The sequence below is a fragment of the Sorangium sp. So ce131 genome (genome assembly GCF_051519095.1).
Classification (GTDB): domain Bacteria; phylum Myxococcota_A; class Polyangia; order Polyangiales; family Polyangiaceae; genus Sorangium.
The window spans coordinates 9,123,490-9,136,261 of record NZ_CP150455.1 but is presented as its reverse complement, the minus strand read 5'-3'; the positions used below and the strand labels follow the sequence as shown (position 1 = coordinate 9,136,261).

Sequence of the window (12,772 nt, the reverse complement as noted above, 5' to 3'; positions counted from 1 at the left end):
TCCAGACATCGTCCCCGAGCTGCGGCAGCCGAGGACGTGGAGGCCTGGCAGATGAGCCGAGAGGACAGTGCAATTGGCGCGGCGCCGCCCGCCCCCGCGCCGCTGATCGGGCGCGAGGCCGAGCTCTCGGCGCTGGCCCGCGCGCTCGACGCGGTCGAGCGGGATCGCGCCGCCCGGACCGTGACGCTCGTCGGCCCCCCGGGCATCGGCAAGAGCAGGCTCGCGCGCGAGTTCCTCGAGCGGCGGCGCCGCGACGCCGGCGCGCTGCGCGTCTACTCGGGCAGCGCGCGCGACGTGGCGAGCCCGTACGGCATCTTCGCGCGGCTCCTGCGCGCCCGCTTCGGCCTCCTGGACGGGACGGACAAGGACGTCGCCCGCGCCGAGGTCCGCGCGCAGGTCGCGCACGTGATGGGCGACCGCAAGGTCGGGGACGTCATCTACTTCCTCGGCCAGTTCATCGGGCTCGCGTTCGGCGACAGCCCGCTCACCCGCGCGGTGCAGGACGACCCCGCGCAGGCCGACCTCATCCGCCGCGCCGTCCTGAAGGCGTTCCTCGAGGCCGACGCCGCCCAGGGCCCGATGTGCCTCGTCTTCGAGGACCTGCACGCGGCCCACGACGACGCGCTCGCCCTGCTGCGTTACCTCATCGAGTACCTCTCGGGGCCGATCCTCATCGTCTGCGCGGGCCGCCCGGAGCTGCTCACGCGCCAGGAGGACTGGGGCAAGCTCGGCGAGCGGCGCCACGCGCTCATCGAGCTCACGCCACTCCCCGAGGCCCGGGCGGCGGAGCTGGCGCGCGCGCTGCTCGCGCCCTGCGTGCTGCGCGGGGGCGAGGGCGCCGAGGGCGCCGAGGGCGCCGAGCGCGCCGAGGGCGCCGGCGCGGAGGCGGGCGCGCCGCCCGAGCTCGTCGAGGCGGCGTGCGCCTTCGCGGGCGGAAACCCTGCGCTGCTCGAGCAGATGGTCCGCATTTGCCACGACCAGGGCGTGCTCGAGGAGCTCGCGCCGGGCGCCCAGGGCGAGCCGCGCTGGCGCGTGCACCTCGGGAAGCTGTCGACCGCGCGCCTGCCGATGACGGTCGAGGACGCCGTCGACGTCCGCCTCGCGGCGCTCGACCACGAGGGCCGGCAGCTGCTCGAGCAGGCCGCGACGGTCGGGCCGGTGTTCTGGAGCGGCGCGCTGTTCGTGCTCGGCCGGGCCGGCTGCCCGGCGCCCGAGCTGTGGGGCGAGGAGCAGAGCGACCTCGATCTCGACCGGATCAACGCCGCGCTCCGCTCGCTCTGCGACCGCGGCTACCTGCGCAAGCAGAGCGAGTCGAGCTTCGCGGGCTCCGACGAGTACGTGTTCGTGCACGACAAGGAGCGCGAGGTGCTCGAGCGGCGGATGAGCGCCGCGACCCAGCGGCGCTACCACCACGCGATCGCCGAGTGGCTGGAGCAGCAGGTGGCGGTGCGCGCCAGCGAGGAGTTCCTCGCGCAGCTCGCGTCGCACCGCGAGCGCATCGGCGACGCGGTCCGGGCCGGGCTGTCGCTGCTCGACGCGGGGGACGTGGCGCGCGGCCGCTACTCGAACGCGAAGGCCGCGGAGCACTACGCGCGCGGGCTGTCGCTGCTCGGCGACGCGCACGTCGCGCGGCGCATCGACGCCCTGCACGACTACGGCGACGTCCTCCAGCTCGCCGGGCGGATCGACGACGCGCTCGCCGCCTTCCGCGAGATGCTGACGCTCGCCTACCGGCTCGACAACCGGCGCAAGGGCGGCGCCGCGCACAACCGCATCGGGCGGCTCTACCGCGACAGCGGCTCGCTGGACGAGGCGGGCAAGCACCTCACGACCGCGCTCCGCCTGTTCGAGGGCGCGCGGGACGAGCGGGGGATCGCGTCGACCATCGACGACATCGGCAAGCTGCACTGGCTCCGGGGCGAGTACCAGGAGGCGCTGAAGTGGCTGCGCGACGCGCTCGCCCGCCGCGAGCGGATGGGCGACCGCCGCTCGATCGCGCTCTCGCTGAACAACCTCGGCCTCGCCCTGCAGGACTCGGGCGAGTTCAAGCAGGCGCTCAGCATCTTCGAGCGCTCGCTCGCGATCCGGCGCGAGATCTCGGACCTGGTCGGCGTGATGATGAGCCTGAACAGCCTCGGCGCCATCGCCCAGGATCAGCGCGATCACCGCCGCGCGCTGGAGCTCTTCCAGGAGGCGCTCGACGTGGCGCGGCAGGTCGGCGACCGCAACCGCATCGCGCTGATCCTGACGAACATCGGCGAGACCTACTACCGGAGCGGGGATCCCGACGAGGCGGTGCGCGTGCTGCAGCAGGCCGAGGAGCTCTGCGACGAGCTCGGGGACCGGCTCGGCCTCGCCGAGGTGCGGCGCGGGCTCGGCAAGGCCTACCTCCTGCGCGGCGATCTCGAGAAGGCGCGCGACTCGATCAGCCGCGCGGTCGATCTGTTCGCCTCGGTCCGGAGCAAGGTCCACCTCGGGGTCGCGCTGCGGACGCTCGGCGAGATCACCGCGGCGGGCGGCTGGGGCAGCGCGCACACGAAGAGCGCCCGCGCCTATTTCGCGCGCTCCGTGAGCATCTTCGAGGAGACGGGCAACGAGCTCGAGCTCGCGCGCACGTTCCAGGCCTACGCGCGCTTCCTGACGACCGATCGCAGCTTCGTGGCGAACATGGCGGCGCGGCGCGAGGCGGTGACGATGAACGAGCGGGCCGAGGCCATCTTCGCGCGGCTCAAGATCTCGTCGGCGCGCTTCGAGGACGACCCCACGCTCCCCACGGGCCCGCCGAGGTCGGCGTTCGCGTCGGGCCCGGGCCGCGCGCCCTCGCCCGACGACCCGACGTACCCGGTCCTCCCCGTCCCCGGCCGGGCCCGGGCGGACTGACCGCCCGCGCCGGCCGCCTCCGAGAGGGGGGCCGGGCCGGCGTGCTCTGGCGCGGGGGGCCGCCCGTGATAGGCCTGCCGGGTGACAGCCCAGAAGAAAGAGAAGCGCGCCGCCGAGTCGGTCACGACGATGACCGAGTACGTCCTGCCGACGCACGCGAACGCGCTCGGCTCGATCTTCGGCGGGCAGGTGCTCGCCTGGATCGACCTGTGCGCCGCCATCTGCGCGCAGCGGCACACGGGGAGCACGGTGATCACCGCCGGCATCGACGACCTCTCGTTCGACCGCGGGATCAAGGTCGGGCAGGTCGTCCGCCTGACCGCGCGGGTGACGGCCACCTTCCGGACGTCGCTCGAGATCCTGGTGTGCGTCGAGGGCGAGGACGCGGCGACGGGCGACGTCTGGCCCACGGTCACCGCGTTCGTCACGTTCGTGGCGGTCGACGCGTCGCTGAAGCCGACCGCGGTGCCGCCGCTCCGGCTGGAGACGGACGAGGACCGCCGCCTCGCCGAGGCCGCGGCCGAGCGGCGCGCGCGCCGCCTCTCCCGGCGCGGCGCCGGCCGCGGGTGACCGCGCCCTACTTCTTCTTCTTGTTCTTCGTCTTGTTGCGCCCGTCGATGCGGTCGGGGTCGCCGAGGAACTCGAAGTGCATCGTGTCCTCGAGGTCGTCGTGGCCCAGCCAGTCGAAGCCGTAGCGCTCGAACGCCTGGATCCAGCAGCGGGTGAGCGCCGTGCGCTCGTAGGCGGTCCGCTTCTTCTCCTGGCAGAGCGGGCTCGTCGGCCACGGGTCGACGCAGCCGCAGCACGGGTTCCGCTCCGGATCGATGTCGATCGCGATGCCGAACAGGTGGTTCGAGATCTCCGCGCCGCGGTAGCTGTTCGCCGTGCGGAACCCGCCCACCGCCTGCGGCGTGTAGCGCTTCTTGCGGGTGCACGTCGCGCGGATCCGCTTCTCGACGCACGTGAGCAGGGGCGCGACCCGCTCGTGGATCGAGAGCGGCAGCCCCATGAACCGCACCGTCGTCGCCTGGGAGAAGGCGCTCTCGGGGTTGTAGCGCCGCGTCTCCTCGGTCTCGACGTGGCCGTAGTGCTCGGCGAGGTACCGCACCGCCTTGGCGTGCTTCTTCGGGTCGAGCATGCCTTTGCGGACGAAGGTGCGCCGCTTCAGGAACTTCTGCGGGCTCTGCGGGCGGCACTCGACCTGCTTCACCTTGCCGCGGGCGCCCTCCTTGGCCTCCGCGACAGGCCCGCCGCCGATCCCCAGCGGCCCGATCGCGAGCAGGGCGAGCGCCGCAGCGACGAGCAGGTGCACCCGTGTCCGGGCGTTCGCATTCACGCGCGCAGGTTAAGCAGGCGGCAGCGGAGGCGGCAAGAGGTTGTGTCCTCCCTGTGATCCCGACCGGGATCGCGGGAGAGCGCTGTGCGGTGGCGCTCACGAAGAGGGGTGCTGCCGTGTGCGGTGGCGCTCATGAAGAGGGGTGCTGCCGCGTCCGGTGGCGCTCATGAAGAGGGACGCTGCGCCCTCATGGAGAGGGGGCGCAGCGCGCGGCGGCGGCGCTCACGGGGTGCTCCACGGCGAGCAGATCTCGACGAGCACGCCGTTCAGGTCGCGGACATAGGAGACACGCTGGCCCCAGGGCTTGTTCTGCGGCTCCAGCACGGGCGCTGCCCCGGCCGCCACCGCGTGTTTGTACGCCGCGTCCACGTCGTCGCTGACGAGGGCGATCTCGAATCCAGCGGCCGGCGCCCTGGGCCGGTTCCTCGCGAACTCGGGGAGGTTCTTCTGCGCGAAGTCCTCCCGCACGAACCCGAGCGGCAAGTCGCCCTGCATCTCGCAGTAATCGCTCCCGTCTGAGACGAATTTTCTCTCGATGCCGAATGCGCGCTCGTAGAACACCGCCGTCGCCACCGCGTCGGGCACGTACACGATCGCGCCGCTGAACCTCGTCGTCATGGTCGTCCTCCTCGCGGGCCGTCCGCCCGCGCGCACTGGCACCCTACGGCGGCCCTCCTGACAACGTGCTGTCAGGAGAGCGCCGGGCGCGGGCGTGGGTCGACCTCGAGGCGGGCCGTGGTCGGGCGCGCGCCGGGCGATACTCCGCGCATGAAGACCCTCGCGACCTTCCGCGCCATGGCCCAGAACAACGCCTGGTCGAACCACAGGCTCCACCGCGCGTGCGCCGAGCTCACGTTCGCCGAGCTCACGGCCGAGCGCACCAGCTTCTTCCCGTCGATTCACAAGACGCTCACGCACATCCTGTTCGTCGACTGGTACTACCTCGATGCGTTCGAGCGCGGCGGGCGCGGCCTCTCCCTCTTCGCGGACATGGATCGATTCACCGACTTCGCCGCGCTGCGCCAGGCGCAACGCGAGGCCGATCGCCGGCTCCTCACCTTCTGCGAGCAGCTCCCCGACGACGCCGCGCTCGACGGCGAGGTGCAGATCCAGCGCAGGGATCACGTTCAGGTCGATCGCGTGGGGAGCGTGCTGCTGCACCTCTTCGTCCACCAGATCCACCACCGCGGGCAGGCGCACGCGATGCTCGCCGGCACGCGCGTCAAGCCGCCGCAGCTCGACGAGTTCTTCATGGCCGAGGAGCTCCCGCTGCGCGAGGCAGAGCTGCGCGAGCTCGGCCTTCCCGTGCGCTGACGCGCGATGACGCAGACCGACTTGATTCGCGCCGAGCAGCGATGATCGCGCCGTGATGTACCTCGGCCCACGTGTGTGTTCGGCCAGAGCGGAGAGCGCGCGCTGCTGCTGTCATCGCGGCCGGTTGCACTGCTGAAGCGTCGTTGCATCTGTGCAAGGGAAATTCGCAGTGAACCCCCGCGTTCGCGCGTGGAGGCGTTCAGGGGCAGACGGCATGACCGTTGCAAAGGGCGGAAGTACTCCCTCTGCTGCGGTGAATTCCGCAAGTGGCCCCTGGGTTGAGAATTTTTTCGCCGCGAGCTCCATCATGAAAGAGGTCCGCAGCGACCAGCGCCGTCCAGCAAGTGAGACGCCGGTTCCGAAGAGCGGTGTCCAGCGCTCTCTTCCTCGGAGCGTCATCCCGGCCAGCGCGCCGGTCGGGGAGGGAACGCTCCTCGGGCCGAGCGGCGCCTCCTTCGAGGTGCGGCCGGCCGATCCGCTCCTCGGCAACATCGACATCGACGCCGTGATGGCGAGTGTCCCCGATTTCTACGCGATGAAGGGGATGTTCTTCAACGCGCTGGTGTCGCAGCTCGGGGAGCGCTTCGCGCAGGTGGCGCCGACGCTCTCGAGCACGCCGCGGGGCGGGGCTTACCTGCCGTTCTCGGACTACCCGCTGCGCGACTTCCTGCGGCTGTACGACGCGGCGGCGCGGCTGTCGCACCCGAACCGGAGCTCGCGGGAGGCCTACCGTCGCGTGGCGCGGCAGCAGCTCACGGCATTCGCGGAGAGCGCGCTCGGGCGGATCACGATGCACCTCGCGACCGACCCGGGGGCGGCGCTGATGCGGTACACGGGGAGCCTCGGGGCGCTCGTGAAAGGGCCGTCGGCGCGGGCGCGGCAGCTCGGGGCGTCGGAGGTGCAGATCGACATCCTCGGCTACCGCGGGGTGCTGGAATACCCGCTCGGGAACTTCGAGGCGCTCGTCATGGGGTACGGGACCAGACCGACGATCGCGGTGGACGTGCGCGGGGGGGACGCGCTGCAGTTCGTCGTCAGCTGGTGAGACGGAGACCGCCCTGCCGGCGGAACGCGCCGGCGGGTGGGTCAGCGCTCGCCGACGTGGCGCGGGCGGGCGCTGGCCAATCGGCAAGACTGGGGCGGGGGAGCTTACGCAGGGGACACCACCCGGCATGTCTCCCTTCGGGCCTCGCCAGCTGGGACGTTATGGTGCGCGCCACACAAGGCGCGCCTGAGACGTCGAGAGGTCGGAGACCTTATGGCACCTCGGTCGGTGCTGGGCGCGCCCACCCGCCCCCGCCGCGCTGACCCTCCCGCCGGCGCTACGGGGGTAGGGGGGCGGGAGAGCCGAGGGGAAACGGTGGGAGAGGGAACGGGCTCCCGTTGCGCGAGGTGTGGGGGCGGGCGGGACGGTGGTAAGGAGACGGAGGGCTCGCGCCGATCGTGCGCCAAGGCGAATCGATTTCGTCAGTGCGACGGGGCGCGGGCGCACGCGGCGGCGCGCTCGTGGAGCAGGGCGCGCTCGCGCGCGTTCCGCGTGAGCGACGCCGCGCGCTCGAGCTCCGCGCAGGCCTCGTCGAGGCGGCCGAGCTTCGCGAGCAGGTCGCCGCGCACGCTCGGGAGCAGGTGATAGCCCTGGAGCGACGGCTCCGCGCGGAGCGCGTCGACGATCTCGAGGCCCGCGGCCGGGCCGAACGCCATGGACACCGCGACCGCGCGGTTCAGCTCCACGACGGGTGACGGCGCGAGCGCGGCGAGCACGCCGTAGAGCGCGGCGATGCGCGCCCAGTCCGTCTCGTCCGCCGTCCGCGCCCGCGCGTGGCAGGCGGCGATCGCGGCCTGCAACGCGTAGAAGCCGCGCGCGCCGCCGAGCACCTCGGCGCGCTCGAGCGCTGCGAGGCCGCGGCGGATGAGGACGTGGTCCCAGCGCGCGCGGTTCTGATCGAGGAGCAGGACCGGCTCCCCCGACGGCCCGACCCGCGCCCGGGAGCGCGACGCCTGGATCTCCATGAGCGCCACGAGGCCGTGGACCTCCGGCTCGTCCGGCGCGAGCTCCGCCAGGATCCGGCCGAGGCGCAGCGCGTCCTCGCAGAGCGCGGGGCGCATCCAGTCGTCGCCGGCGGTCGCCGAGTAGCCTTCGTTGAAGATGAGGTAGATGACCTGGAGCACCGACGACAGGCGGGCTGCGCGCTCGGCCCCGCGGGGGACCTCGAAGGGCACGCGCGCCTCGGTGAGGGTCCGCTTGGCCCGGACGATGCGCTGGGCGACGGTCGGCTCGGGGACGAGGAACGCGCGCGCGATCTCCTCGGTGGTGAGGCCCCCGAGCAGGCGGAGTGTGAGCGCGATGCGCGCCTCGGTCGAGAGGACGGGGTGACAGGCCGTGAAGACGAGGCGCAGCAGGTCGTCGCCGACGTCGTCGTCGAGCGCGGCGTCCAGGTCCGGCGCGAAGGGCGCCTGCTGCGCCCCGATCTCGTGCCCGATCTCCTCGTGCTTTCGCTCGATCCGCTTGCTCCGGCGGAGCTCGTCGATCGCGCGGCGCTTCGCGGCGGCCATGAGCCAGGCGCCCGGGTTGTCCGGGACCCCCGACTCCGGCCACCGCTCGAGCGCGGTGACGAGCGCGTCCTGCGCGAGCTCCTCGGCGAGCCCGACGTCGCGCACCATCCGCGCGAGGCCGGCGATGAGCCTGGACGACTCGATCCGGAAGACCGCGTGGATCGCGCGATGGACATCGGAGGCCGCCACGGCGGCCGATCAGAGCACCATCCGCCGCCGGCGCAAGCCCGACGAGCGCCGCGGCTACTTCTTCTCCGTCTGCGCGCGCAGGCGCGCCTCCGCTGCCCTGAGCTCGCCGGAGGGGTCGCTCGGGGCGAAGTCCTCCGGGGAGAACACCTGGCGGATCTCGATCTCGGAGTCCTCGTACATGGGGTTGGGGCAGCGCTTCACCCACTCGATCGCCTCTTCCTTCGACTTCACCTCCCAGAGCCAGAAGCCGGCGATCAGCTCCTTGGTCTCGGCGAAGGGGCCGTCGATCACCGTGCGCTTGTCGCCCGAGAACCTGACGCGCGCGCCCTTCGTGCTCGGGTGGAGCCCCTCGCCCGCGAGCAGCACGCCGGCCTTCGCCAGCTCCTCGTTGTACTTCCCCATCTCGGTGAGGAGCTGCTCGTTCGGGAGGACACCCGCCTCGCTGTCCTTGGTGGCCTTGATCAGGATCATGAATCGCATCGCCGTGTCTCCTTCCTGGTGTTCGACGCTGGCTCCCGGGTCGTCGCGACCGGTGTGGGCCCTGTCTCTACCGTCGCGACGAACGAGGGGCGGCGAGATCGACACGCCGATCAAACTTTTTTCTACGGCGCTGGCAAGTAGCCGGTATCACTTGATTTTATCGCGTTCGACGGGCGCGGGCGCCCCCTGCCCGGCGGCGCCGGCCATGCCGGGCAGGGGGGCGCCCGCGCGGCGAGGGCCTGCGCGGCGCGGCCCCTGCCGCCTCCCGACGCCGGCCGCTCTGCCGTCGCCGCGACGTGTTGGCCAGCGCAGGCCCCGCGCCCCTCGGCGGGGCGTTACACGAGCAGGGAGTAGCGCGGCTCCGCCGCGAGGCACGGCGCCTCCTCGAGGCCGAGCTCGCGACGGACGAGGTTCGCGCCGCGCACCAGGGACACCATCTTGTGGAAAGCGTGCATCCGGCTCATGCCCTGCCGGCCGAAGCCACAATCGCTGCTGATGATCAGCCGCTCCGGCTCGATGAAACGGAGCGCCTTGCGGATGATCGACGCGACCTGCTCGGGGGTCTCCACCTCGAGGCTGCGGTGGTGCACGCCGCCGACACACACCTTCTTGTCCTTGCTGATGATCTTGCCGATCGCCGGGAGCGCCGCGCCGCCGTCGCTCGCGGCCTCGAACGTGATGACGTCGACGTCGAGCCGATCGAGGAGCTCCAGCGAGGCCTCGTAACCGCTCGTGGCGACCTCCACCCGCTGCGCGGCCGGGTTGCCCCAGCACGTGTGCACCCAGACCTCCGTCTTCTTGCGCAGCCCGGCGACCTCGCGGTTGAAGGCGTCGATATAGAGCCCCGTCGTCAGCTCGGCCCCCTCGTCCACCCCGGCGACGTAATGGAGCAAAGGCTCCTCGATCTGGATGATGGGGCAGCCCGCGTCCGCGAGATCGTGCAGCTCCTGGTTGAAGCTGTCGGCAATGGCGAAGAGGAGCTCGCGCCGGCTCGCGTAATGCTGGTTGAGGACGACAGCCTCGAGGAGCTGTCCGCTGCAGGTGCCGAATTTCACCGGCTTGGCGGTCATCCGCTGCGCGGTCTTCCAGACGCGGGCGTACTCCAGGCCTCCGCGGCCGACCGGCCCGCGCACATAGAAAGGAAGGCGGGCCTCCATGACCTCATGCAGGATGTCGCCCGGCGTCCTCTCCCTCGGCGACGTCCAGGGCTGCGGGCGTAGCCCAGGATCCTCCAGGCCCTCCATGCGCTCGGCCGCATAACTGAACCAGGAGCGGCCCCCGACATCCATGTCGAACCGCGCGTCGCCGTCGGTCAGGATGTCGATGCCTGCCCTGCTCTGATCGACGACGTGCGCGGCGAGCACGTCGGTGTACTGCTCCCTGAACACGAGATCGGCCATCGCCATCGAAAAGCGGCGGCCAGCGAGGTTGGAGACGTACCACGACGGCCGCGGCAGGGAGCCGGTGATCGTCGTTGCGAGGGGCCTGTGTTTCGTCGCCTTGAGCATGGAACCTCCTGCGCGCACCCGGGCAGCGCGCCGCGGATGGTAGACCAGAACGCGCGGGTCCCGCCGGCGCGCGCCGCACCGGCGGGCTCGACGTGCTGGCCGGCCTTGCGCGCGCGACCGCGCTTTGCGAGGGTCCGAGCCGGGCCGACGAGCGCGGCCCTGAGGACCACGCCAGATGACCACCAACGACATCGTGCTCTTCGTCTACGACAACCTCATGAAAGGCGAGGACCAGCACGAATGGCTCGCGTCGGCGCGCCCGCTCGGGGAGGCGACCACGCCGCCCCAGTACGCGCTGGTCGACCTGGGATCCACCGGCGCGCTGGTCCCCGGCGGCCTCGTCGCCGTGTCCGGTGAGCTCTACGCCCTGCAGCCGGCCGCCCTCGCCGCGCTCGACGTGCACCGGGGACACCCGGTCTTGCACCGGCGCGCCGCCATCCGCCTCGCGGACGGGCGGGAGGTCCAGACGTACCTCCTCTCGGTGGAGCAGGCGGCAGGGTGCCGGCGCGTCCGCGAAGGCGACTGGCGCAAGCGCCGCGGCGCGCCCGGCGCCACGCGCACCCGGGACGCCGGCGCGCTCGTGAGCTGGGCGAAGCGCCGCTTCGATCCGTCCCGCTGACGACATCCAGCCGGCGTTCGACGGACCTTCTGCGCCGAGCTCCCGCGCCCGACGACCCCGCGCCAGCGCGGAACGAACGCTCCCTCGAGTCCGGACAGCCCCCACGACCCGGCGCGGATGCTAGGCCATGCATCCAGGGAGGCGCGACGGACATGTCGGAGCAGGACCGGCTGTGGGGCACGAACGGCGAGCCCGCCTCCGCCGCCGCGCAGCTCGCCGAGGCCGTCTCCGAGGCGGCGTCCGCGCTCTCGGGGAAGCTCGAGCCCGAAGCGCTGCACGCCGCCATCACCGAGCAATCCGCCCGGCTGCTCGGCGCCGATCTCGCGCTCCTGTACGGCGCGCCGGTGGACCACGCGCAGCCGGCCAGGCTGCTCGCCTCCGCCGGGCAGCCGGGCGCGCTCGCCTGGGTGCTCGAGGACCTCACGCGCCCTCCGCCCGCCACGCTGCGCGCCGCGGAGAGCCGCCGCGTCGAGCTCGGGTCGATCGACCCGGAGGCCTGCGAGGGCTCGTCCGACCTGCGCGCGCTCGCGGCCGACGCCCGGCCGAGCAAGGTGCTGGCCGCGCCCCTGCTCCACGCGGATCGGCTGCTCGGCGTGCTCACGTGCGCCCTCGGGGGCCGCAGCGCGCCGCTCGACGAGCTCCTCCCGCGCGTGCAGGCCCTCTCCGCGCTGTTCGCCCTCGCGCTCAGCGGCGCCGCGCGCGCGGCGGCCGCGATCGGCGAGGCGGAGCGCCGCCTCGCGGCGGAGCGGGAATGGCTGCACAGTGTCATCCAAGATTTCCCCGTCGCCATCGCGATCTTCGACGAACGCGGCGGCGGCTCGCTCCTCGCAAGCCGCCGCTGCGAGCAGCTCTGCGGCGGCCCCCACCCGCTCAAGACGCCCTGGGACACGCCGCGCGTGCTGCTGTGCGACGTGGGCGGACGGCCGCTCCTGCGCCACGAGATGCCGCTCGTGCGCGCGGCGCGCGGCGAGGGGACGACGTGCAAGGAGCTGTGGTTCCGGAAGCCGGACGGGAGCTACGTCCCCGTCATCGTGAGCGCCGGACCTATCCGGGACGCCCGCGGCGCGAACGTCGGGGCCGTCGCCAGCTACGAGGACGTCACCTATTTCACGGACCGCGAGCGGCTCCGCGAGGAATGGACGTCCATCGTGGCGCACGACCTCAAGCAGCCGCTCACCGCCATCGCCACGTACGCGGGCATGCTGTCGCGCCGGCCGGAGCTCGCCGACACGGCGGCGTGGGGCCAGCGGATCCTGACGAACGTCCGGCGCCTCGAGCGCATGGCCGCGGACCTGCTCGACGCCTCCAAGATCGAGGCGCGGCGCCTCTCGCTCGAGCGGCGGCCGGCAGACCTGCGCGCCCTCCTCCGCGCCGCGGTCGAGCTCGCCGTGGCGGAGCGGCCTGGGCGCGCCGTCGAGCTGACGGCCGACGAGGACGTGCCGCTCGTCGACATCGACGCCGCGCGCATCGACCAGGTGCTCGGAAACCTCCTCGCCAACGCGGACAAGTACGGCGACCCCGGCGCGGCGATCCGGGTGCAGCTCCGCCGCCGCGACGCCGAGGTGGAGATCGCGATCGAGAACCGCGGCCCGGGCATCCACCCCGACGATCTGCCGCGGCTCTTCCGCCGGTTCCAGCGGCTCTCGTCCGGCAAGTCCAAGAAAGCCCCGCTCGGCACCGGCCTCGGGCTCTACATCTGCAGAGGCATCGTCGAGGCGCACGGCGGCCGGATCTGGGCGCGGAGCGAGCCCAATGAGACGACCTCGTTCCACGTCGCGCTGCCGCTCTCGGACGAGCCAGCGAGCCGTCGCTGACCTCGCCGCGGCGCGCCCCGGGCGTGCGCCGGGGCGAGGTCAGCGCGGGCCGCGCCTCCAGCGCGCGGCGTCTCTTGCC

Annotated in this window: 11 protein-coding genes; 6 read left to right on the top strand and 5 right to left on the bottom strand. The window is 72.7% G+C overall.

From position 1 onward, the window contains the following. Nucleotides 1-51 precede the first annotated feature (51 nt). Both WMF43_RS32965 and WMF43_RS32960 read left to right on the top strand, forming a co-directional pair. Entirely contained in the window at nt 52-2,880 is a 2,829-nt protein-coding gene (locus WMF43_RS32965) for an ATP-binding protein (protein ID WP_437670887.1), read from the top strand. Between the two features lie 81 nt (nt 2,881-2,961). Continuing rightward, a complete protein-coding gene (locus WMF43_RS32960) occupies nt 2,962-3,450 on the top strand; it encodes an acyl-CoA thioesterase (RefSeq protein WP_437670886.1) in 489 nt (162 codons plus the stop codon). Nucleotides 3,451-3,457: 7 nt separating this feature from the next. Here the strand turns inward: WMF43_RS32960 and WMF43_RS32955 are convergent, their stop codons facing one another. Further along, nucleotides 3,458-4,216 (bottom strand): M15 family metallopeptidase, encoded by a 759-nt coding sequence (locus WMF43_RS32955; protein WP_437670885.1) that lies wholly within the window; start codon nt 4,214-4,216, stop codon nt 3,458-3,460. 222 nt (nt 4,217-4,438) lie between these two features. Beyond that, a complete protein-coding gene (locus WMF43_RS32950; protein ID WP_437670884.1) occupies nt 4,439-4,834 on the bottom strand; it encodes a VOC family protein in 396 nt (131 codons plus the stop codon). A gap of 150 nt (nt 4,835-4,984) precedes the next feature. On the opposite strand from WMF43_RS32950, the gene WMF43_RS32945 reads away from it, so the two are divergent. Both WMF43_RS32945 and WMF43_RS32940 read left to right on the top strand, forming a co-directional pair. Continuing rightward, the gene (locus WMF43_RS32945) at nt 4,985-5,530 is read left to right on the top strand and encodes a DinB family protein (protein ID WP_437670883.1); all 546 of its coding nucleotides are present in this window, start codon (nt 4,985-4,987) and stop codon (nt 5,528-5,530) included. A 307-nt stretch (nt 5,531-5,837) separates the two neighbouring features. After that, nucleotides 5,838-6,575 carry a DUF2378 family protein gene (locus WMF43_RS32940; protein WP_437670882.1) on the top strand — a complete coding sequence of 246 codons (738 nt, stop codon included), beginning with the start codon at nt 5,838-5,840 and terminating at the stop codon, nt 6,573-6,575. A gap of 422 nt (nt 6,576-6,997) precedes the next feature. On the opposite strand, the gene WMF43_RS32935 is transcribed toward WMF43_RS32940, so the two are convergent. From WMF43_RS32935 to WMF43_RS32925, 3 genes are all read right to left on the bottom strand, one after another. Then, entirely contained in the window at nt 6,998-8,272 is a 1,275-nt protein-coding gene (locus WMF43_RS32935; protein ID WP_437670881.1) for an RNA polymerase sigma factor, read from the bottom strand. A gap of 54 nt (nt 8,273-8,326) precedes the next feature. Continuing rightward, complete coding sequence (locus tag WMF43_RS32930) at nt 8,327-8,752, bottom strand: YciI family protein (RefSeq protein WP_437670880.1); 426 nt, start codon at nt 8,750-8,752, stop codon at nt 8,327-8,329. 335 nt (nt 8,753-9,087) lie between these two features. Next, nucleotides 9,088-10,260: a hypothetical protein gene (locus tag WMF43_RS32925; protein ID WP_437670879.1), complete on the bottom strand. Its 1,173-nt coding sequence runs from the start codon at nt 10,258-10,260 to the stop codon at nt 9,088-9,090. A gap of 175 nt (nt 10,261-10,435) precedes the next feature. Here WMF43_RS32925 and WMF43_RS32920 point away from each other — a divergent pair, with 175 nt between their 5' ends. Together WMF43_RS32920 and WMF43_RS32915 are read left to right on the top strand one after the other, a co-directional pair. Then, entirely contained in the window at nt 10,436-10,879 is a 444-nt protein-coding gene (locus WMF43_RS32920; protein ID WP_437670878.1) for a gamma-glutamylcyclotransferase family protein, read from the top strand. Nucleotides 10,880-11,031: 152 nt separating this feature from the next. Then, nucleotides 11,032-12,693 carry an ATP-binding protein gene (locus tag WMF43_RS32915; RefSeq protein ID WP_437670877.1) on the top strand — a complete coding sequence of 554 codons (1,662 nt, stop codon included), beginning with the start codon at nt 11,032-11,034 and terminating at the stop codon, nt 12,691-12,693. Nucleotides 12,694-12,772 lie beyond the last annotated feature (79 nt).

Bases quoted from the DNA above. Each gene is read 5' to 3' on its own strand.
- WMF43_RS32940 (WP_437670882.1), top strand. From the start codon at position 5,838: ATGAAAGAGGTCCGCAGCGACCAGCGCCGTCCAGCAAGTGAGACGCCG.
- WMF43_RS32915 (WP_437670877.1), top strand. From the start codon at position 11,032: ATGTCGGAGCAGGACCGGCTGTGGGGCACGAACGGCGAGCCCGCCTCC.
- WMF43_RS32965 (WP_437670887.1), top strand. From the start codon at position 52: ATGAGCCGAGAGGACAGTGCAATTGGCGCGGCGCCGCCCGCCCCCGCG.
- WMF43_RS32925 (WP_437670879.1), bottom strand. From the start codon at position 10,260: ATGCTCAAGGCGACGAAACACAGGCCCCTCGCAACGACGATCACCGGC.
- WMF43_RS32920 (WP_437670878.1), top strand. From the start codon at position 10,436: ATGACCACCAACGACATCGTGCTCTTCGTCTACGACAACCTCATGAAA.
- WMF43_RS32945 (WP_437670883.1), top strand. From the start codon at position 4,985: ATGAAGACCCTCGCGACCTTCCGCGCCATGGCCCAGAACAACGCCTGG.
- WMF43_RS32930 (WP_437670880.1), bottom strand. From the start codon at position 8,752: ATGCGATTCATGATCCTGATCAAGGCCACCAAGGACAGCGAGGCGGGT.
- WMF43_RS32950 (WP_437670884.1), bottom strand. From the start codon at position 4,834: ATGACGACGAGGTTCAGCGGCGCGATCGTGTACGTGCCCGACGCGGTG.